The organism is Streptococcus mitis, assembly GCF_905187495.1.
GTDB classification, from domain to species: Bacteria; Bacillota; Bacilli; order Lactobacillales; family Streptococcaceae; genus Streptococcus; species Streptococcus mitis_CU.
Map to the genome: position 1 here is coordinate 70,186 of NZ_CAJJIB010000010.1, position 20,577 is coordinate 90,762.

Annotated in this window: 18 protein-coding genes; 13 read left to right on the top strand and 5 right to left on the bottom strand. The window is 42.2% G+C overall.

Annotated features, from left to right (window positions below):
- Positions 1-84: 84 nt before the first annotated feature.
- The 7 genes from pnp (at position 85) to JQ843_RS02910 (ending at position 7,748) form a co-directional block, all read left to right on the top strand.
- Positions 85-2,298, top strand: coding sequence for a polyribonucleotide nucleotidyltransferase (gene pnp / locus JQ843_RS02880; protein WP_203212850.1), 2,214 nt, complete (start codon positions 85-87; stop codon positions 2,296-2,298).
- Positions 2,299-2,313: 15 nt separating this feature from the next.
- On the top strand, positions 2,314-2,931 hold the full coding sequence (cysE, locus tag JQ843_RS02885) for a serine O-acetyltransferase (RefSeq protein ID WP_203212851.1): 618 nt from the start codon (positions 2,314-2,316) through the stop codon (positions 2,929-2,931).
- Between the two features lie 11 nt (positions 2,932-2,942).
- Positions 2,943-3,827 carry a GNAT family N-acetyltransferase gene (locus JQ843_RS02890; RefSeq protein WP_203212852.1) on the top strand — a complete coding sequence of 295 codons (885 nt, stop codon included), beginning with the start codon at positions 2,943-2,945 and terminating at the stop codon, positions 3,825-3,827.
- 82 nt (positions 3,828-3,909) lie between these two features.
- The gene (gene cysS / locus JQ843_RS02895; protein WP_049390334.1) at positions 3,910-5,253 is read left to right on the top strand and encodes a cysteine--tRNA ligase; all 1,344 of its coding nucleotides are present in this window, start codon (positions 3,910-3,912) and stop codon (positions 5,251-5,253) included.
- Complete coding sequence (locus tag JQ843_RS02900) at positions 5,246-5,632, top strand: Mini-ribonuclease 3 (RefSeq protein WP_000567927.1); 387 nt, start codon at positions 5,246-5,248, stop codon at positions 5,630-5,632. The genes cysS and JQ843_RS02900 overlap by 8 nt, the downstream gene beginning before the upstream one ends.
- Positions 5,633-5,635: 3 nt before the next feature.
- On the top strand, positions 5,636-6,505 hold the full coding sequence (locus JQ843_RS02905; RefSeq protein ID WP_049390335.1) for a helix-turn-helix domain-containing protein: 870 nt from the start codon (positions 5,636-5,638) through the stop codon (positions 6,503-6,505).
- A gap of 112 nt (positions 6,506-6,617) precedes the next feature.
- Positions 6,618-7,748 carry an ABC transporter ATP-binding protein gene (locus JQ843_RS02910; RefSeq protein ID WP_203212853.1) on the top strand — a complete coding sequence of 377 codons (1,131 nt, stop codon included), beginning with the start codon at positions 6,618-6,620 and terminating at the stop codon, positions 7,746-7,748.
- A gap of 94 nt (positions 7,749-7,842) precedes the next feature.
- Here the strand turns inward: JQ843_RS02910 and JQ843_RS02915 are convergent, their stop codons facing one another.
- The 5 genes from JQ843_RS02915 to JQ843_RS02935 form a co-directional block, all read right to left on the bottom strand.
- Positions 7,843-9,033: a ferredoxin reductase family protein gene (locus JQ843_RS02915; protein ID WP_203212854.1), complete on the bottom strand. Its 1,191-nt coding sequence runs from the start codon at positions 9,031-9,033 to the stop codon at positions 7,843-7,845.
- A gap of 141 nt (positions 9,034-9,174) precedes the next feature.
- Complete coding sequence (locus JQ843_RS02920; protein ID WP_203212855.1) at positions 9,175-9,834, bottom strand: amino acid ABC transporter permease; 660 nt, start codon at positions 9,832-9,834, stop codon at positions 9,175-9,177.
- A gap of 9 nt (positions 9,835-9,843) precedes the next feature.
- Positions 9,844-10,521 (bottom strand): amino acid ABC transporter permease, encoded by a 678-nt coding sequence (locus JQ843_RS02925; protein WP_000131137.1) that lies wholly within the window; start codon positions 10,519-10,521, stop codon positions 9,844-9,846.
- A gap of 12 nt (positions 10,522-10,533) precedes the next feature.
- Positions 10,534-11,328, bottom strand: a complete 795-nt coding sequence (locus tag JQ843_RS02930) for a transporter substrate-binding domain-containing protein (RefSeq protein WP_203212856.1) — start codon at positions 11,326-11,328, stop codon at positions 10,534-10,536.
- Positions 11,329-11,338: 10 nt separating this feature from the next.
- The gene (locus JQ843_RS02935) at positions 11,339-12,097 is read right to left on the bottom strand and encodes an amino acid ABC transporter ATP-binding protein (RefSeq protein WP_203212857.1); all 759 of its coding nucleotides are present in this window, start codon (positions 12,095-12,097) and stop codon (positions 11,339-11,341) included.
- Between the two features lie 176 nt (positions 12,098-12,273).
- Between JQ843_RS02935 and recJ the strand changes: the two genes are divergently transcribed.
- The 6 genes from recJ to JQ843_RS02965 all read left to right on the top strand — a co-directional run bounded on the left by recJ (position 12,274) and on the right by JQ843_RS02965 (position 20,546).
- On the top strand, positions 12,274-14,496 hold the full coding sequence (gene recJ / locus JQ843_RS02940; protein ID WP_203212858.1) for a single-stranded-DNA-specific exonuclease RecJ: 2,223 nt from the start codon (positions 12,274-12,276) through the stop codon (positions 14,494-14,496).
- 171 nt (positions 14,497-14,667) lie between these two features.
- Positions 14,668-16,329 (top strand): ribonuclease J, encoded by a 1,662-nt coding sequence (locus tag JQ843_RS02945; RefSeq protein ID WP_049516304.1) that lies wholly within the window; start codon positions 14,668-14,670, stop codon positions 16,327-16,329.
- A gap of 66 nt (positions 16,330-16,395) precedes the next feature.
- Positions 16,396-17,175: an alpha/beta hydrolase gene (locus JQ843_RS02950; protein WP_000290006.1), complete on the top strand. Its 780-nt coding sequence runs from the start codon at positions 16,396-16,398 to the stop codon at positions 17,173-17,175.
- Between the two features lie 133 nt (positions 17,176-17,308).
- Positions 17,309-18,529, top strand: coding sequence for a peptidoglycan bridge formation alanyltransferase MurM (locus JQ843_RS02955; protein ID WP_049546974.1), 1,221 nt, complete (start codon positions 17,309-17,311; stop codon positions 18,527-18,529).
- A 4-nt stretch (positions 18,530-18,533) separates the two neighbouring features.
- Positions 18,534-19,766, top strand: coding sequence for an aminoacyltransferase (locus tag JQ843_RS02960; protein WP_203212859.1), 1,233 nt, complete (start codon positions 18,534-18,536; stop codon positions 19,764-19,766).
- Between the two features lie 78 nt (positions 19,767-19,844).
- On the top strand, positions 19,845-20,546 hold the full coding sequence (locus tag JQ843_RS02965; protein ID WP_049509485.1) for a M57 family metalloprotease: 702 nt from the start codon (positions 19,845-19,847) through the stop codon (positions 20,544-20,546).
- Positions 20,547-20,577 lie beyond the last annotated feature (31 nt).

A 20,577-nucleotide genomic window follows, 5' to 3' on the forward strand; every position in this document is an offset into this window, starting at 1 on the left:
TTTTCATACGGGATTCTTCACGCCCTTTGTATCCTGATCTTTGTAGGCAAGGCGTATAATTTCATCAATCCAAAGGGGATTAAAATGACAAAACAAGTGTTTCAAACGACTTTTGCGGGTCGTGAGTTGATCGTAGAGACTGGTCAGGTTGCTAAGCAAGCAAATGGCTCTGTTGTTGTACGTTACGGTGAGTCAACTGTCTTGACTGCTGCCGTTATGTCTAAGAAAATGGCAACTGGAGATTTCTTCCCTCTTCAAGTCAACTACGAAGAAAAAATGTATGCAGCTGGGAAGTTTCCTGGTGGCTTTATGAAACGTGAAGGACGTCCTTCAACGGATGCGACTTTGACAGCGCGTTTGATTGACCGTCCAATCCGTCCTATGTTTGCGGAAGGTTTCCGTAATGAAGTCCAAGTCATCAACACCGTGCTTTCTTATGATGAAAATGCTTCTGCACCAATGGCTGCTATGTTTGGATCATCCTTGGCGCTTTCTATTTCAGATATTCCATTTGATGGACCAATTGCTGGGGTACAAGTGGGATATGTAGATGGTCAAATCATCATCAACCCTAGTCAAGAACAAGCAGAGCAATCTCTCCTTGAATTGACAGTAGCTGGTACCAAACACGCTATCAACATGGTAGAGTCTGGTGCCAAAGAATTGTCAGAAGAAATCATGTTGGAAGCCCTTCTTAAAGGGCACGAAGCAGTCAAAGAATTGATTGCCTTCCAAGAAGAAATTGTTGCAGCTGTTGGTAAAGAAAAAGCAGAAGTGGAATTGCTTCATGTGGACGCTGACTTGCAAGCTGAAATTATCGCAGCTTACAACAGCGACCTCCAAAAAGCGGTTCAAGTAGAAGAAAAATTGGCCCGTGAAGCTGCAACTCAAGTAGTTAAAGACCAAGTGACTGCTGTTTACGAAGAAAAATATGCGGACCACGAAGAATTTGACCGTATCATGCGTGATGTGGCTGAAATCTTGGAACAAATGGAACACGCTGAAGTGCGCCGCTTGATTACAGAAGACAAGGTGCGTCCTGACGGCCGTAAGGTCGATGAAATCCGTCCTTTGGATGCGGTTGTTGACTTCCTTCCTCGTGTGCACGGCTCTGGTCTCTTCACTCGTGGACAAACTCAGGCTCTTTCAGTCTTGACCTTAGCTCCAATGGGAGAAACTCAAATCATTGATGGTTTGGATCCAGAGTACAAGAAACGCTTTATGCACCACTATAACTTCCCACAATATTCTGTAGGGGAAACTGGACGCTACGGTGCGCCAGGTCGTCGTGAAATCGGTCACGGTGCTCTCGGTGAGCGTGCACTTGCTCAAGTCTTACCAAGCTTGGAGGAATTCCCATACGCTATCCGTTTGGTAGCAGAAGTCTTGGAATCAAATGGTTCTTCATCTCAAGCTTCTATCTGTGCAGGAACTCTTGCCCTTATGGCTGGTGGTGTGCCAATCAAGGCGCCAGTAGCTGGTATTGCAATGGGTCTCATCTCAGATGGAAATAACTATACAGTTTTGACAGATATCCAAGGTTTGGAAGACCACTTTGGAGACATGGACTTCAAGGTTGCAGGAACTCGTGACGGGATTACAGCCCTTCAAATGGATATCAAGATCCAAGGGATTACTGCAGAAATCTTGACTGAGGCTCTTGCCCAAGCTAAGAAAGCCCGTTTTGAAATCCTTGATGTGATTGAAGCAACCATTCCAGAAGTCCGTCCAGAATTGGCTCCAACTGCTCCGAAAATTGATACCATCAAGATTGATGTGGACAAGATTAAGATTGTCATCGGTAAGGGTGGAGAAACCATCGACAAGATTATCGCTGAAACAGGCGTTAAAATTGATATCGATGAAGAAGGAAATGTGTCTATCTACTCTAGTGACCAAGATGCCATTAACCGTGCCAAAGAAATTATTGCTGGTTTGGTTCGTGAAGCTAAGGTGGATGAAGTCTACCATGCTAAGGTTGTTCGTATTGAGAAATTTGGTGCCTTTGTCAACCTCTTTGACAAGACAGACGCCCTCGTTCACATTTCGGAAATGGCTTGGACGCGTACCAATAATGTCGAAGACTTGGTAGCAATCGGTGATGAAGTTGATGTTAAGATTATCAAGATTGATGAAAAAGGACGTGTGGATGCTTCTATGAAAGCCCTTCTTCCTCGTCCTCCAAAACCTGAACGTGATGAAAAAGGCGAAAAGTCTGAGAGACCTCACCGCCCACGTCATCACAAGGACCACAAACCTAAGAAAGAATTTACAGAAACACCAAAAGATTCAGAATAAGAAAAGGAGAAATGTATGGGATGGTGGCGCGAAACCATTGATATCGTAAAAGAAAATGATCCAGCGGCCCGCACCACTTTGGAGGTTTTGCTGACTTATCCAGGTGTCAAGGCCTTGGCGGCCCACCGTTTCTCGCATTTTCTCTGGAAGCATGGCTTTAAACTCCTGGCTCGTATGCACAGTCAGTTTTGGCGCTTTTGGACTCAGATTGAGATTCATCCAGGTGCCCAGATTGATTCAGGTGTCTTTATCGACCACGGTTCTGGTCTGGTAATTGGGGAAACAGCGATCGTTGAAAAAGGTGTTCTCCTTTATCACGGAGTGACTCTTGGTGGGACTGGTAAGGATGTTGGCAAACGCCATCCGACCGTTCGAAAGGGAGCACTCATATCAGCCCATGCCCAAGTTATCGGACCAGTAGAAATCGGTGCAAATGCCAAGGTCGGTGCTGCAGCAGTTGTCGTAGCAGATGTACCTAGTGATGTGACGGTTGTCGGTATTCCGGCCAAGATTGTCCGAGTTCATGGACAGAAGGATGAACCGACGATCCACGAAGTCGAAGAAAAACGAGAGTACTATGTCAATAAACTCGAGCAGGCTAAAGAAGCCAGTCACAGATCGTCTGGGTTGTAGAGGATACCTATATGATTCAAGCAAGAAACAAGTTAAGCCAAGAGGAGCTATCTGAGGCGAAAAAACTAATTAACTGTTGCCAAAACTATGACGGTACCTATCATGATCCCTATCTCTCTAACATGCTTAATTTTGACCCAAACATGCCCGCCTTTTTCCTTTATTATGAAAAAGGCGAACTTGTTGGTTTATTAACTGTCTATGCAGATGACCAAGATGTGGAAGTGACGATACTGGTTCATCCAGATCATCGCCGTCAGGGAATTGCGCGTGCATTGTTTACTTGTTTTGAGAGAGAAACAGCTTCTTTTCCGATTCATTCAGTCACTTTTCAGACAGAGCGTGTTTTTCTAGACCGCCATCCTGATTTTGTTAGTAACTGGGGATTGGTCGAGGACGAGGATACAGAAACTTGGTTAGGTAAGGATAGAAAACCTTATCCGTTAGCAAAGGTTTCTAATCTTGAAGTTTTGTTAGCAGATAGTTCGTATCAGGAGCAAATCAGTCAGTTAAAACTTCAGGCATTCTCAGAAGAGCATGAATCTAGAGAGATTGTGGATAGATATGTCGCTGAAGCTCTGAAGGATCCAGAAAGTCGCTTATATATTTTGTTAAAAGACGGTCAGATTATTGGAACTTGCACGGTAGATTTATCGACTAATACGAATTACTTCTACGGTTTAGCAATATCAGAACTTGAACGTGGGAAAGGCTATGGAAGCTATTTAGCAAAATCCCTTGTCAACCAACTAATTGAGCAAAATGACAAGGAATTTCAGATTGCAGTAGAGGACAGCAATGTAGGTGCCAAGCGCTTGTATGAAAAAATTGGCTTTGTCAAACAGACCCAGGTGGTTTATCTGAATGAGAAAGGAGCAAGGGATTCCGAAGTGTAGGGACATTCGGACTGAAATTCAATTGAACTCTTAGTGATGAAACTAACTGTTCTCGAATTTTAGTTTTCCTGACTATTATTTTATGATTAAAATTTACGACACCATGTCTCGTGATTTGCGAGAATTTGTCCCGATTGAGGACGGCAAGGTCAAGATGTATGTTTGTGGGCCAACCGTGTACAACTATATCCACGTGGGAAATGCTCGTTCGACGGTAGCTTTTGATACCATTCGTCGCTATTTTGAGTACCGTGGGTATGAGGTTGTCTATATTTCCAATTTTACAGATGTAGATGATAAGATTATCAACCGTGCCAAGGAAGAGGGCATCACGCCTCAGGAGGTTGCGGACAAGTACATCGCTGCCTTTCGTGAGGATGTGACAGCCTTGGGCGTCAAACCTGCGACCCGCAATCCGCGTGTGGTGGAGTTTATGGCTGACATCATCCGCTTTGTGGAAGATTTGATTGAAAAAGGCTTTGCCTACGAGAGTCAAGGAGATGTCTATTTCCGTGTGGAAAAATCTCACAACTATGCCAAATTGGCTAATAAAACCTTGGAAGATTTGGAGCTGGGTGCTTCAGGTCGTACCGATGAAGAAACAGCTCGTAAGGAAAATCCTGTAGACTTTGCCCTCTGGAAATCTGCCAAATCAGGCGAGATTTCTTGGGACAGTCCTTGGGGACCTGGTCGTCCGGGCTGGCACATCGAGTGTTCAGTCATGTCGACAGAGATTTTGGGCGACACCATTGATATTCACGGTGGTGGAGCTGACCTAGAGTTTCCTCACCATACCAATGAAATTGCCCAGTCAGAAGCCAAAACAGGTAAGACCTTTGCCAACTACTGGATGCACAATGGCTTTGTCAATATCGACAATGTCAAGATGTCCAAATCCTTGGGCAACTTTATCACAGTGCACGATGCCCTCAAAACGCTCGATGGGCAAGTGCTTCGTTTCTTCTTTGCGACTCAACATTACCGCAAGCCTATCAACTTTACGGAAAAGGCAGTGCGAGACGCCGAGACCAATCTCAAGTATTTGAAAAACACCTATGAGCAACCATTTACTGGAACTGTAGATGCTCAAGAGTTGCAAGCTTTTAAAGATAAGTTTGTAGCAGCAATGGATGAAGATTTTAACGCGGCAAATGGAATCACAGTAGTCTTTGAAATGGCCAAGTGGATCAATTCTGGCAACTATGATACAAGTGTTAAGGAAGCTCTTGCGGCTATGTTAGGGGTCTTTGGAATTGTCTTTATTGAGGAAGTTTTGGATGCAGAGATTGAAGACTTGATCCAAAAACGCCAAGAAGCGCGTGCCAATCGGGACTTTGCGACAGCGGACCAGATCCGTGACCAATTGGCTGCTCAAGGGATTAAGCTCCTTGACACCAAAGATGGAGTGAGGTGGACACGTGATTGATGTCAATCTCATTAACGGGATTGCGTTAGCTTTTGAGGGGGACGCGGTGTATTCTATGTATATTCGCCGTCACCTCATCCTCAAAGGCATGACAAAGCCCAATAAACTCCATCAAGAAGCGACCAAGTATGTCTCAGCCAAAGCTCAGGCTCGCCTGATTTCCCTTATGTTAGAGGAGCAGGTCTTAACAGAAAAAGAAGAAGAAATCTACAAACGTGGTCGCAATACCAATAGTCACACCAAGGCCAAAAATGCTGATGTGGTGACTTACCGTATGTCCACGGGTTTTGAAGCAGTCATGGGTTATCTCCATATGACTGAAAATCTGGAACGTCTTGAGAGCTTGATTTCGTGGTGCATCCAAAAAGTGGAGGGCTAGGACATGATGGCAAAAGAACTACAAGACTGGTTTCCTGAAGCTCAGATTTCAGACCAACCAGTAGAGAAAGAGGGCTATCTCACTCTCCCTTTAGCTTCTCAGCAGTGGATTTTGCTGGAGGAAGCTGGGCTCAGCGAGCGTGAAAAGCAGTTGGTTGCCCTTTTGACCCAGCAGGAGCAGGCTCGTTCGCTCAATCCTTGGTATTCTTATCTGATTGAGGGCAAGGGACAGGCACCGCAAGCTTTTAAAAAGATTCAGTTGGTTTATTGCCATCTTTCCTATTTTCAGCAGGAAAATCTAGCTTCTTGGCTAGATATGATGCGGACCCTTTTTCCTAACTGTCAGACGGTGCTGCAGGTCGGAGCTCAGGATTATGTTTTCGTGCTTCAACAAGACAAATACACTTCTGTACGAGCTATTTTAAGTGATACGATTGAAGCGGTTGAGTATGACTTTGGACTTCGTCTGTCAATCATGTTGGGCCAGGTTTGGTCTCAGACAGGCCATCAAGCCCTATCAGACTTGATTAAAGCAGAGCGCGATTTGTTTAAGACTTGGTGGCGTCATGGTCACCAAGGTGTTCATACTTTTTCTCAGCTCTATCTTTGGAGTATAGGAGAAAGACTCGTGGACTTGAAGGCAATCAAGGAATGTCTACATCAGATGATTTTGGATCAAGATCAGATTCAGGAAATCGTTCTCTCCCTTTGGGAAAATAGTGCTGTTCTCACTAAAACAGCCCAGCAACTTTATCTGCACCGCAATTCTCTCCAATACAAGATTGATAAATGGGAAGAGTTGACAGGGCTTCAGTTGAAGGAATTGACTGACTTGACCCTGTGTTATCAATTGATTTTACCAGATATTCTCTAAAGTTTTGTGCAAGTTGCACAGAACTTTTTTATTTTTTTGGTCATCTTGCCATAGAAATGTAAAGCGTTTTCATCTATAATAAAACTATCAAAAGACAAAAGGAGCTCACCTCATGGTAGAATTGAATCTTAAAAATATTTACAAAAAATATCCAAACAGCGAACACTACTCAGTTGAAGACTTCAACTTGGACATCAAAGACAAAGAATTTATCGTTTTCGTAGGTCCTTCAGGATGTGGTAAATCAACAACTCTTCGTATGATTGCTGGTCTTGAAGACATCACAGAAGGTACAGCATCTATCGATGGCGTGGTTGTCAACGACGTAGCTCCAAAAGACCGTGACATCGCCATGGTATTCCAAAACTACGCTCTTTACCCACACATGACTGTTTATGACAACATGGCTTTCGGTTTGAAATTGCGTAAATATAGCAAGGAAGACATTGACAAACGTGTGCAAGAAGCAGCAGAAATTCTTGGATTGAAAGAATTTTTGGAACGTAAACCAGCTGACCTTTCAGGTGGTCAACGTCAACGTGTTGCCATGGGTCGTGCGATTGTCCGTGATGCAAAAGTGTTCTTGATGGACGAACCTTTGTCAAACTTGGATGCCAAACTTCGTGTATCAATGCGTGCTGAAATCGCTAAAATCCACCGTCGTATCGGAGCTACAACTATCTACGTAACTCACGACCAAACAGAAGCGATGACTCTTGCAGACCGTATCGTTATCATGTCAGCAACTAAGAACCCTGCTGGTACAGGTACTATCGGACGTGTTGAACAAATCGGTACACCTCAAGAAGTTTACAAAAACCCAGTTAACAAATTCGTTGCAGGATTCATCGGAAGCCCAGCAATGAACTTCATCAATGTGAAATTGGTTGGTAGCGAAATTATTTCAGACGGTTTCCGTTTGAAAGTTCCAGAAGGAGCATTGAAAGTTCTTCGTGAAAAAGGCTACGAAGGTAAAGAATTGATCTTCGGTATCCGTCCAGAAGATGTGAATGCAGAACCTGCTTTCCTTGAAACATTCCCAGAATCAGTTGTGAAAGCTTCTATCTCTGTATCAGAATTGCTTGGTTCAGAATCTCACCTTTACTGCCAAGTTGGTAAAGATGAATTTGTTGCCAAAGTTGACGCTCGTGACTACTTGCAAACAGGTGCAACAGTTGAACTTGGATTTGACTTGAACAAAGCACACTTCTTCGATGTAGAAACTGAAAAAACAGTTTACTAAGATAAATAAAACTCAAAACACTGCTAGAAATCTGGCAGTGTTTTTTGAGATTGCGTAGAAAAACTCCTGGGAAATTCCAGGAGAGTATGAGTGGTTATTTAAACTTGAATCCTTCGTAAATAAGCTCTGTTTTTGGATTTTGTTTCTTAATCTGTTTGGCAAGTGACTTCATCATAGAAAGAGGACCACACATATAGACGCTCGCATGTTCGGGTACTTCTTTTTGTTCAAAATTAAGATAGGCGTCTTTCCTACTGTCTACTAGATGGAGTTCAAAATTAGGATTTTTCTGAGCATAGTCATGGAGCAAATCTATATAAACTGCATTTTCCTCTCCACGGAAGCTATAGTAGAAGTGAACCCGTTTATCTAAAATAGGATGTTCACGGATGTAAGAGATGAAGGGGGTAATCCCAATACCTCCAGCAATCCAAACCTGATTTTCTCGTCCTTCTTCTATAATCATGTGCCCGTAAGCTCTGTCAACGGTTACTTTGCTACCGACTTGAAGATTGTCATAGATATTCTTGGTATGGTCACCTGAATTTTTAACAGTAAAGTAAAGAGTTTGACCATGACCTCCTGAGATAGAAAAAGGATGCGGAGCGCTTTCAAAGCCTTCTTGGAAAATCTTTAGGAAGGCAAATTGTCCCGATTGATAGTTGAAAGGTCTGCTAAGATGGATTTGAATTTCTCTAGTATCGTGATTTAATCGTTTGAGATTGGTAATTTTCCCTAGATAGGGGAAGCCAATCTTTTGATATAGAAAAATGATATAAAAACCAGCTAGCAAGCCTAAAAGGGCATAGCTACCAACAAGAAAACTTAGAAGATTAAATATGAGAAGACGATTGCCCATCATCATGTAGACATGAAAGAGTCCAAAAATATAGGCTAGGTAAACCAGACGGTAAATCCATCGCCAAGCTTCGTATTGGATGTATTTGCCTAAATAGGCGACAAGGATGATACTGACAAAGATATAGATGGCAAGGTTACCAAACTGAGCAGCTAAACGAGAGCCCCACAAACCGCCCATACTAAAGTTATGAAAGATGAGTAGGATGATGGAGAGAAAGGCTGTGAATTTGTGGACAGTATAGACCTTCTCCAAACCGTGAAACCAGCTTTCTAGTAGTGGGAGACGAGTGGCTAGGATAAACGTCAGAGATAGGCTTGTTAAAGCTAGTCCTGGAATCATGAATTGGGGATAAGTGTTCATCCAAGTCAAAATAGTCAAGATAAAACTAGCTATGATAAAGAGTAGTCCTTTGATTGATTTCATAGAAAATTCCATTTCATTAAGATTTTAATTTGTTGTAAACAAGTTTGTGACATTTTATCATAGAAAAAGTATGGTGTCAAATTGAGGTCTATAAATATCTACTATCAAAAAAACTCTCCAATTTAACTGGAGAGTTGCTGTTTATTCTGCGGCTTGTTTCCAACGTTTTGCTAGCATATGAGATAGGCTCGAAATTGCTAGGTTGAAGCTGAAGTAGATGAGGGCAATCAGGATATAAAGACTAAACACTTGCTCTGGTTCGAAATAACGTCCCATGAGAATTTGGCTGGCTCCAAAGAGTTCTTGTAGGGCGATAACAGAGTAGAGAAGACTGGTATCCTTAATCACGGTTACAAACTGAGAAATGATGGCTGGCAACATTTTACGAATTGCTTGTGGGAGAATGATGTGGTAGAGGATTTGGGCTGAAGTGAATCCTTGCGACATTCCTGCTTCGTACTGTCCCTTGTCTACAGCATTGAGGCCACCTCGGATAATCTCAGCTAGAGCTGCTGAGGTAAAGAGAGTGAAGGCAGTGATTCCTGCTGGTGTGGATTTCATTTTGAAAACTAAAAAGATAGTGAAAATCCAGAGGAGGTTGGGAACGTTACGCACAAACTCGATGTAAATGCTGGAGATGATGCGCAAGATAGGATTTTTGCCATTTCTCATGACAGCTAGCACCGTACCGATAAGGGTAGAGAGGACGATGGCAATCAGAGAAATGTAGAGGGTCAAGCCAAATCCTTTAAAGATAAAGACTAGGTTATCTGGGGTCAAAACTTCTAAAATGGATTCCATAGTAACCTCCTAAAGTGAATAGGCTTTTTTGTTGGCCTGCTCCATCTTGCGACCAAACTGGGCAACAGGGAAGCAAAGAGAGAAGTAGAGCAGGGCAGCGCCTAAAAATGCTGGAATGTAGTTTCCGTTAAGTGCTGACCAAGACTTGGTCACAAACATCAAGTCCACTCCAGAGATGATGGCAACTGTAGAGGTGTTCTTGATGAGGTTGACGATTTGGTTGGTCAAAGGAGGGAGAATGATACGGAAGGCCTGAGGCAAGATAATCAAGCGCATGGCACTGATATAGGTAAACCCTTGTGACAAGGCGGCCTCCATCTGACCGCTAGGAATAGACTGAATGCCTGAGCGAATAACCTCAGCGATATAAGCGCCGTGATAGAGTCCCACGCAGAGAACAGCTGTCCAATAAATCGGAATCATGATGATATGGTCACTGATAAGAGGTAGGCCATAAAAAACGATAACAAACTGCACCAAGAGGGGAGTGTTTTGGTAAAATTCTACAAAGATACGAGCCAAAATGCGCAAAATCGGACGTTTGCTTGTTGACATAGCTCCAAAGAAGATGCCCAAGACCATGGCGAGGATAAAGGATCCAATCGCTAGGGCAAGGGTGAAGAGGAATCCATTGAAAAATTGGCCAAAATCCTGAAAATAGGCTGTCCAAGATGATAAATCTGTCATAGGGTATCCTCCTTAATCTGCGGTATGGCTAGATGGTTTGAGCTTGTAACGGTCATAAAGTTTTTGCAAACTGCCATCCTTGCTCCATTTAGTAACCAAGTTATCAAGATAGTCGTTGAGCTCGGTATTTGATTTCTTGGTAACAATACCGTAGTCAGATGGCTTGAAACTATCATTTAGCAGTTCTGTGCGTTTGCTGATGTAGCCAGATAGAATCGAGCGGTCAACGGAAAAGGCATCGATACGATGAGCGTGAAGGGAAGTAATCAATTCTGGGTAGGAACCAAGTTCGACGAATTTAAAGGTCAGGCCTTTCTTTTTACCCAGTTCGGTAATCAGGCGTTGGGTAATGGAACCTTGGGCAACACCGATGGTTTTTCCGTTTAGGTCCTCAATGCTTTTGATTTTGGCAGACTTATTGACCAAAAAGCCAGAAGCGTCGGTGTAGTAAGGGCTGGTGAAGTTGTAGAGTTTTTTGCGTTCATCTGTGATGGTAAAGGTCGCGATATCCATATCGACCTGTTCATTGTCTAGAAGGGGTCCGCGAGTTTGTGCTGTAACCGGCACATAACGAACCTTGACTTTGAGTTCATCAGCTACCATCTTGGCCAAGTCGGTTTCGATACCAGAATAGGTCCCTGTCTTGGGATCCTTGTAGCCGAAGTTGGGAACGTCTTGTTTCACACCGACAACTAGCTCGCCTCTCTTTTGAATATCTGCGACGCTGGTGTCGGCCTGAACTGGTTTTGCAGTAGCAAGGCTGAAAAGGCTAATCAATATTGCTGATAAAAAGAATTTCTTTTTCATAGGCGCCTCCTTATTTGACTTTGTCACTTTCGTGGTTGATGATTTTGCTGAGGAATTGTTGGGCACGAGGTTCGCTTGGATTGTCGAAAAAGTCATCGACATCTGTCGTATCCACCAAAACTTCTCCGTCAGCCATAAAGATGATGCGGTCCGCAACTTCACGGGCAAAGCCCATTTCATGGGTAACAACAATCATATTCATACCCTCGTGGGCCAACTTTTGCATAACTGCTAGAACATCGCCGATGGTTTCAGGGTCAAGAGCAGATGTTGGCTCATCAAAGAGGAGGAGTTCAGGATGCATGGCAAGACCACGAGCGATGGCAATCCGTTGTTTTTGTCCACCAGAAAGCATGGCTGGATATGAATCTTTCTTGTCCCACATATTTACAAATTCCAGATATTTTTGGGCTGTTTTTTCAGCTTCTTTTTTATCAATTCCTAGAACTTTTATGGGTGCAAGTGTCACGTTTTCTAACACTGTTTTGTGAGGGTAGAGGTTGAAATGCTGGAAAACCATGCCTACCTCCTTACGAAGAGGAACTAAATCTTTCTGACTAGCACCTGCTACTTGGTGTCCATTGACTAGGAGACTTCCCTTGTCGATAGCCTCTAAACCATTAATCGTACGGATAAGAGTGGACTTCCCAGAACCAGAAGGTCCAAGGAGGACAACGACTTGCCCTTTTTCAAAACGGAGATTGATGTCGCGGAGTGCGTGGTAGTCTCCGTAATATTTTTCGACGTGTTCAAATTCTACTAAAGCCATAAGAAATCTCCTTTGTGTTAGATTTTATAACATGATTCTACACCAAAAGATTTTTCTTGTCAAATCATATCAGAAAAAAGTTAGTAAAATTTTTGTAGAAAGCAATCAGGATAGAGAAAACGTCTAAATCGTGTTATAATGAAGCAATAGAATTCTTAGAAAGAGTGGATGTCTTTTTGATAACACCTACTTATGAATGGCGGTTTGCCCCGCAGGTAGAAGATGCGGATTTTACAAAAATAGCCAAGAAGGCTGGACTGGGTCCTGAGGTGGCTCGGTTATTATTTGAAAGAGGGATTCAGGACCAAGAAAGTCTGAAGAAGTTTTTAGAACCTTCCTTGGAGGACTTGCACGACCCTTATCTACTCCATGATATGGACAAGGCAGTGGAACGGATTCGTCAGGCCATTGAAGAAGGGGAAAATATCCTCGTTTACGGTGATTATGATGCGGATGGTATGACTTCGGCTTCTATTGTTAAGGAAAGTTTGGAACAGCTTGGCGCTGAGTGCCGGGTTTATCTTCCCAATCGTTTTACCGATGGTTATGGACCTAATGCCAGTGTTTACAAATACTTTATCGAGCAAGAAGGGATTTCTTTGATTGTGACGGTGGATAATGGGGTTGCTGGTCACGAAGCCATTGAATTGGCCCAGTCTATGGGAGTGGATGTCATTGTGACTGACCACCATTCCATGCCTGAAACCTTACCAGATGCCTATGCTATTGTCCATCCTGAACATCCGGATGCGAACTATCCTTTCAAATATTTGGCTGGTTGTGGAGTTGCTTTCAAGCTGGCTTGTGCCCTGTTAGAAGAAGTACAAGTGGAATTGCTTGATTTGGTCGCTATTGGTACCATTGCTGATATGGTTAGTTTGACAGATGAGAACCGTATCTTGGTTCAGTATGGTCTGGAAATGTTGGGCCATACTCAGCGTATTGGTCTGCAAGAAATGCTGGACATGGCTGGGATTGCTGCCAACGAAGTTACAGAAGAAACGGTTGGCTTCCAGATTGCTCCTCGTTTAAATGCCTTGGGGAGATTGGATGATCCTAATCCTGCCATTGATTTGTTGACTGGCTTTGATGATGAGGAAGCGCACGAGATTGCTCTCATGATTCATCAGAAAAACGAAGAGCGCAAGGAAATCGTCCAGTCTATCTATGAAGAAACTAAGACCATGGTGGACCCTGAGAAGAAGGTCCAAGTCTTGGCCAAGGAAGGCTGGAATCCTGGGGTTCTAGGAATCGTGGCTGGTCGTTTGTTGGAAGAACTAGGGCAGACAGTCATCGTTCTTAATATAGAGGACGGTCGTGCCAAGGGTAGTGCTCGTAGTGTGGAAGCAGTGGATATTTTTGAGGCTCTGGATCCCCATCGAGACCTCTTCATCGCCTTTGGAGGCCATGCTGGCGCAGCAGGAATGACGCTGGAAGTTGAGAAACTTTCAGATTTGTCTCAGGTCTTGGAAGATTATGTCCGTGAAAAAGGTGCAGATGCTGCTGGCAAGAACAAGTTAAATTTAGATGAAGAACTGGATTTGGAGACTTTGAGTCTTGAAACGGTCAAAAGTTTTGAACGTTTGGCACCTTTTGGCATGGACAATCAGAAACCTGTCTTTTATATCAAGGATTTTCAGGTCGAAAGTGCCCGTACCATGGGGGCAGGCAATGCCCATCTCAAGTTGAAAATTTCCAAAGGTGAGGCGAGTTTTGAAGTGGTGGCCTTCGGACAAGGTAGATGGGCGACAGAGTTTTCTCAAACCAAGAATCTAGAGCTGGCAGTCAAATTGTCTGTCAACCAATGGAATGGCCAAACTGCCCTCCAGTTGATGATGGTGGATGCGCGTGTAGAGGGTGTTCAACTTTTTAACATCCGTGGGAAGAATGCAGTCTTGCCAGAAGGAGTTCCAGTCTTGGATTTTGCTGGAGAACTGCCCGATCTAGTAAATAGTGATGCTGTGGTTGTAAAAACCATTCCTGAGGATATGACCCTGCTAAAGACCATTTTTCAAAAGCAGAATTTCTCTGCGGTCTATTTCAAAAATGATATTGACAAGGCCTACTATCTGACGGGATATGGGACTAGAGAGCAGTTTGCAAAATTGTACAAGACTATCTACCAGTTCCCAGAGTTTGATATTCGCTACAAACTGAAGGATTTGGCTACTTATCTCAATATCCAACAAATCTTGCTGGTCAAAATGATTCAAGTATTTGAAGAGCTAGGCTTTGTGACCATCAAAGATGGTGTCATGACAGTGAATAAAGAGGCTGAAAAGCGTGATATAGCTGAGAGTCAGATTTACCAAAATCTCAAACAAACCGTCAAAGACCAAGAAATGATGGCGCTGGGTACCGTGCAAGAAATTTATGACTTTTTAATGGAAAAAGAGTAGATGATAGGAAAGAGTTGGGAAACCAGCTCTTTTTTGAAAACAAATCTTCATTTTGAAAATCATTAAAAAAAATGGTATAATGGTAGGAAAAGATTCGGCTAAAAGTAGTGCTTTTAGAATAAGAGGGTAAGCAACCCTATAATCAAGATAAACTAAGCTTTCGGAGGAAAAATGAGTAATATCAGTTTAACAACACTTGGTGGTGTACGTGAAAACGGGAAAAATATGTATATCGCTGAAATCGATGGGTCTATTTTCGTTTTGGATGCAGGTCTGAAATACCCTGAAAATGAACAACTAGGGGTGGATGTGGTCATTCCCAATATGGACTACCTTTTTGAAAACAGTGACCGTATCGCTGGGGTCTTCTTGACCCACGGCCATGCGGATGCCATTGGTGCTCTGCCTTATCTCTTGGCGGAAGCCAAGGTACCTGTATTTGGGTCTGAGCTGACTATTGAGTTGGCAAAACTCTTTGTCAAGGGAAATGACACAGTTAAGAAATTCAATGATTTCCATGTTATCGATGAGGATACGGAGATTGATTTTGGAGGGACAGTGGTGTCCTTCTTCCGTACGACCCACTCTATCCCAGAAAGTCTGGGTGTGGTCTTGAAGACAGCTGAAGGTAGTATCGTTTATACAGGTGACTTCAAATTTGACCAGACAGCTAGTGAATCCTATGCGACAGACTTTGCTCGTTTGGCAGAAATCGGTCGTGATGGAGTTCTGGCTCTTCTTAGCGATTCAGCCAATGCGGACAGTAATATCCAAGTGGCTAGCGAAAGTGAAGTTGGGGACGAGATCACTCAAACCATTTCGGACTGGGATGGTCGTATCATTGTTGCAGCAGTAGCTAGCAACCTCTCTCGTATCCAGCAGGTGTTTGACGCTGCGGATGCAACAGGCCGTCGTGTGGTCTTGACAGGATTCGATATTGAAAATATCGTCCGTACTGCTATTCGTCTTAAGAAATTGTCTCTAGCTAACGAAAGTCTTTTGATTAAACCAAAAGATATGTCTCGCTTTGAAAACCATGAGTTGATTATCCTTGAGACAGGTCGTATGGGTGAGCCTATCAACGGTCTTCGCAAGATGTCGATTGGTCGCCACCGTTATGTGGAAATTAAGGACGGTGACCTAGTCTATATTGTAACGACTCCATCTATCGCTAAGGAAGCAGTTATGGCGCGTGTGGAAAACATGATTTACCAAGCTGGTGGAGTTGTCAAACTGATCACTCAAAGCTTGCGTGTGTCAGGGCACGGAAATGCGCGTGATTTGCAGTTGATGATTAATCTCTTGCAACCCAAGTATCTCTTCCCAATTCAAGGGGAATACCGTGAGTTAGATGCCCATGCTAAGGCTGCTATGGCAGTTGGGATGTTACCAGAACGCATTTTTATCCCTAAAAAGGGAACAAGCATGGCTTATGAGAATGGAGACTTTGTCCCGGCTGGAGCGGTTTCGGCAGGGGATGTCTTGATTGACGGGAATGCCATTGGTGATGTTGGTAATGTGGTTCTTCGTGACCGTAAGGTCTTGTCAGAAGATGGAATTTTCATCGTCGCAATCACCGTTAACCGTCGTGAGAAGAAAATTGTGGCCAAGGCTCGTGTTCACACGCGTGGATTTGTTTATCTCAAGAAGAGCCGTGATATTCTCCGTGAAAGTTCAGAATTGATTAATCAGACGGTAGAAGACTATCTTCAAGGAGATGACTTTGACTGGGCAGATCTTAAAGGGAAGGTTCGTGATAATCTGACCAAGTATCTCTTTGATCAAACTAAGCGTCGTCCAGCTATTTTACCAGTAGTCATGGAAGCAAAATAAGCGATGAAATAAACGGAGAGAAAGTCGAATTTCGGCTTTTTCTTATAGAAAAATAGAGGAAAAATTATGGCAGTAATGAAAATCGAGTATTACTCACAAGTTTTGGATATGGAGTGGGGAGTGAATGTCCTCTATCCTGATGCTAATCGAGTGGAAGAACCAGATTGTAAAGACATTCCAGTCTTGTACCTCTTGCACGGGATGTCTGGTAATCATAATAGTTGGCTCAAGCGGACCAACGTAGAACGCTTACTCCGAGGAACCAATCTCATCGTTGTTATGCCCAATACCAGCAACGGTTGGTATACCGATACCCAATATGGTTTTGACTATTACACAGCTCTAGCAGAGGAATTGCCACAGGTTCTGAAACGCTTCTTCCCTAATATGACTAGCAAGCGTGAAAAGACCTTTATCGCTGGCCTCTCTATGGGAGGCTATGGCTGTTTCAAATTGGCTCTTGCTACAAATCGTTTTTCTCATGCAGCTAGCTTTTCAGGTGCGCTTAGTTTTCAAGATTTTTCTCCTGAAAGCCAAGATTTGGGAACACCAGCTTACTGGAGAGGTGTTTTTGGGGAGATTAAAGATTGGACAACTAGTCCTTATTCTCTAGAAAGTCTGGCTAAAAAATCGGATAAAAAGACCAAACTTTGGGCTTGGTGTGGCGAGCAGGATTTCTTGTACGAAGCCAATAATCTCGCAGTGAAAAATCTCAATAAACTGGGATTTGATGTGACCTATAGCCATAGTGCTGGAACTCACGAATGGTACTACTGGGAAAAACAATTGGAACGGTTCTTAGCAACCCTACCAATCGATTTCAAATTAGAAGAGAGATTAAGCTAGTTTAGTTTGTATTACTCTTTCAATAACCATGTCTTCTATGGAATAGAAACTAAAATATGTTTTTACTAGACTTTCTAAACAAAAATAGTAGAATAGTAGTTAAATTCTATTATTGTTGGAAAGAGAGTAAGAGATGTATCGTTATCAAATTGGCATTCCCACATTAGAATATGATCAGTTTGTTAAAGAACATGAATTAGTCAATGTATTACAAAGTAGTGCTTGGGAAGAGGTTAAGTCTGATTGGCAACATGAAAAGTTTGGCGTCTACCGAGGAGATAAATTACTGGCTACAGCTAGTATTTTGATTAAAACTCTTCCTCTAGGCTATAGAATGTTTTATATCCCAAGAGGTCCTGTTTTAGATTATAAGGATGCTAAACTCCTGAACTTTGTTCTTCAATCCATTAAGTCCTATGCTCGAAGCAAGAGAGCGATTTTTGTGATTTTTGACCCAAGTATTTGCTTATCGCAAAGTTCAATCAAGCATGAAAAAACAGAATATCCTGAAAATATGGCTATTATTGAAAATTTGCAAAGAATGGGAGTAAGGTGGTCAGGAAAGACCGATGGAATGGGGGATACTATTCAGCCTCGTATTCAGGCAAAAATATACAAGGAAAACTTTGCAGAAGATAAACTTTGCAAGTCAACAAAACAAGCCATTCGATCATCTAGAAATAAGGGTGTAGAGATTCAGATTGGTGGTTATGAATTGTTGGAATCTTTCTCGTTTTTGATGAAAAAAACTGAGAAGCGAAAAGATATCCATTTGAGGAATGAAGCTTATTATAAAAAATTGTTAGATAATTTTAAGGATAAGGCCTACATAACGCTGGCTACTCTAGATATCGCTAAGCGTTTGCGAGAATTAGAAGAACAGTTAGCGAAAAACTTAGCGTTGGAAGAGTCGTTTACTGAGTCGACTCGAACTTCAAAAGTAGAAGCCCAGAGAAGGAAAAAAGAGCGTTTGGTGGAAGAAAGAGCTTTCTTGCAGAGATATTTGAATGAAGAAAAAGCAAACATTCCTTTAGCAGCTACTTTGAGTTTGGAATTTGGTAATACCTCTGTTAATCTATATGCTGGTATGGATGATGCTTTTAAACGTTATAATGCACCAATTTTAACTTGGTATGAAACAGCTCGTTATGCTTTTGAGCGAGGTATGGTGTGGCAAAATTTAGGTGGTGTTGAAAACTCTCTCAATGGTGGACTTTACCATTTTAAGGAAAAATTTAATCCAACGATTGAAGAATACTTGGGTGAGTTTACAATGCCCACCCATCCTCTCTATCCTCTGTTAAGACTTGCTCTTGATTTCCGTAAAACATTAAGAAAAAAACATAGAAAGTAAGTATATGGCACTAACTACACTCACGAAAGAAGAGTTTCGTACTTATTCTGATCAGGTTTCTTCTCGTTCTTTTATGCAATCTGTCCAGATGGGGGACTTATTAGAAAAAAGAGGGGCTCGAATTGTTTACCTTGCTTTGAAACAAGAAGGAGAGATTCAAGTTGCAGCTCTGGTTTATAGCTTACCTATGTTAGGTGGTTTGCATATGGAGCTCAATTCGGGGCCTATTTATACGAGAAAAGAATCCCTGCCAGTTTTTTATGCGGAGTTAAAAGAATATGCTAAGCAGAATGGTGCATTAGAGCTAATTGTAAAACCTTATGAAACTTACCAAACTTTTGATAGTGATGGTAATCCAATAGATGCTGAGAAAAAAAGTATTATTCAAGGTTTGACTGATTTGGGTTATCAATTTGATGGTTTAAAAACAGGTTACCCAGGTGGAGAACCGGATTGGTTATATTGTAAAGATTTGAATGAGCTAACTGAAAAGACCTTGATTAACAGTTTTAGTAAAAAGGGGAAACCTTTGGTGAAAAAGGCTGATACATTTGGTATTCAGTTGAAAAAATTAAACCGTGAAGAACTTTCGATTTTTAAGAATATAACAAAAGAAACCTCTGAACGTAGAGAATATAGTGATAAAAGTTTAGAATATTATGAGCACTTTTATGATTCATTTGGAGAACAAGCGGAGTTTGTAATTGCTAATCTAAATTTAGGAGAATATATACAAAATTTAATACATAAGCAAAAAGAATTATCTGAAAAAATAGCTACCTCACTACTCTTATTAGAACAATATCCAGATTCTGCACAAAAGAAAAAAGAACACAAAGAATTGGCTAGGCAGTATGAAAGCTTTGAAGTTCGAAAAGCAGAAGCACGAGAGTTGATTGAAAAATATGGAGAGAAAGATCTTGTCTTAGCAGGTAGTTTATTTATTTATATCCCTCAAGAAACGACCTATCTTTTTAGTGGTTCCTATACTGAGTTTAATAAATTTTATGCACCAGCTTTGCTTCAGAAATATGTTATGTTGGAAAGCATAAAACGTGGGATACCTAAATACAACTTCCTAGGTATTCAAGGGATTTTTGATGGTAGTGATGGTGTTTTACGTTTTAAACAAAATTTTAATGGTTATATTGTACGTAAAGCAGGAACTTTCCGTTATTATCCATCTCCCATAAAATATAAAGCTATTCAGTTACTTAAAAAAATATTAGGACGCTAAGATAAGAAAATCGGTCTTTAGGTTTCTTTCAGCTTGTTTTAGTAAAATAGCTTTTATTTGCTAGAAAGGTGGAGGGACATGCGCTGGATTTTTCGTTTGATAGGGGCTTTCTTTTCTTTTGTGTGGCGTTTGTTTTGGCGTCTAGTTTGGATAGTCGTGTTCTTATGTGCTCTTGCTTTCGGTCTTCTCTGGTATCTGAACGGGGATTTTCAAGGAGCGCTAAAGCAAGCAGAACGGTCAGTAAAGATTGGTCAACAAAGTATCGACCAATGGGAAAAAACAGGGCAACTGCCTAAGTTGAATCAGACAGATAGCCACCAACACTCTGAAGGAAGGTGGCCGCAGGCTTCTGCTCGTATTTACCTAGATCCCCAGATGGATTCACGCTTTCAAGAGGCTTATGTAGAAGCAATCCAGAATTGGAATCAAACTGGTGCTTTTAAGTTTGAACTGGTGACTGAGGCCAGCACGGCGGATATCTTGGCTACTGAGATGAATGACGGAGGTACTCCTGTGGCAGGAGAGGCAGAAAGTCAGACCAATCTCTTAACAGGGCAATTTTTATCCGTAACGGTGCGGTTGAATCACTATTATCTGTCCAATCCTAACTATGGCTATTCATATGAGCGCATTGTCCATACGGCAGAACATGAGTTGGGGCATGCGATTGGCTTGGACCATACAGATGAAAAGTCTGTCATGCAACCAGCAGGTTCCTTTTATGGTATCCAGAAAGAGGATGTTGAAAGACTTCGAAAATTATATGAGACCAATGAGTAGGGGACTAACTTTCCCTACTTTTTTGCTATAA

What these genes read in the sequence shown, in the direction of transcription:
- pnp (WP_203212850.1), top strand. Translation starts at nt 85, where the DNA reads ATGACAAAACAAGTGTTTCAAACGACTTTTGCGGGTCGTGAGTTGATC.
- cysE (WP_203212851.1), top strand. Translation starts at nt 2,314, where the DNA reads ATGGGATGGTGGCGCGAAACCATTGATATCGTAAAAGAAAATGATCCA.
- JQ843_RS02890 (WP_203212852.1), top strand. Translation starts at nt 2,943, where the DNA reads ATGATTCAAGCAAGAAACAAGTTAAGCCAAGAGGAGCTATCTGAGGCG.
- cysS (WP_049390334.1), top strand. Translation starts at nt 3,910, where the DNA reads ATGATTAAAATTTACGACACCATGTCTCGTGATTTGCGAGAATTTGTC.
- JQ843_RS02905 (WP_049390335.1), top strand. Translation starts at nt 5,636, where the DNA reads ATGATGGCAAAAGAACTACAAGACTGGTTTCCTGAAGCTCAGATTTCA.
- JQ843_RS02910 (WP_203212853.1), top strand. Translation starts at nt 6,618, where the DNA reads ATGGTAGAATTGAATCTTAAAAATATTTACAAAAAATATCCAAACAGC.
- JQ843_RS02915 (WP_203212854.1), bottom strand. Translation starts at nt 9,033, where the DNA reads ATGAAATCAATCAAAGGACTACTCTTTATCATAGCTAGTTTTATCTTG.
- JQ843_RS02920 (WP_203212855.1), bottom strand. Translation starts at nt 9,834, where the DNA reads ATGGAATCCATTTTAGAAGTTTTGACCCCAGATAACCTAGTCTTTATC.
- JQ843_RS02925 (WP_000131137.1), bottom strand. Translation starts at nt 10,521, where the DNA reads ATGACAGATTTATCATCTTGGACAGCCTATTTTCAGGATTTTGGCCAA.
- JQ843_RS02930 (WP_203212856.1), bottom strand. Translation starts at nt 11,328, where the DNA reads ATGAAAAAGAAATTCTTTTTATCAGCAATATTGATTAGCCTTTTCAGC.
- JQ843_RS02935 (WP_203212857.1), bottom strand. Translation starts at nt 12,097, where the DNA reads ATGGCTTTAGTAGAATTTGAACACGTCGAAAAATATTACGGAGACTAC.
- JQ843_RS02945 (WP_049516304.1), top strand. Translation starts at nt 14,668, where the DNA reads ATGAGTAATATCAGTTTAACAACACTTGGTGGTGTACGTGAAAACGGG.
- JQ843_RS02950 (WP_000290006.1), top strand. Translation starts at nt 16,396, where the DNA reads ATGGCAGTAATGAAAATCGAGTATTACTCACAAGTTTTGGATATGGAG.
- JQ843_RS02955 (WP_049546974.1), top strand. Translation starts at nt 17,309, where the DNA reads ATGTATCGTTATCAAATTGGCATTCCCACATTAGAATATGATCAGTTT.
- JQ843_RS02960 (WP_203212859.1), top strand. Translation starts at nt 18,534, where the DNA reads ATGGCACTAACTACACTCACGAAAGAAGAGTTTCGTACTTATTCTGAT.
- JQ843_RS02965 (WP_049509485.1), top strand. Translation starts at nt 19,845, where the DNA reads ATGCGCTGGATTTTTCGTTTGATAGGGGCTTTCTTTTCTTTTGTGTGG.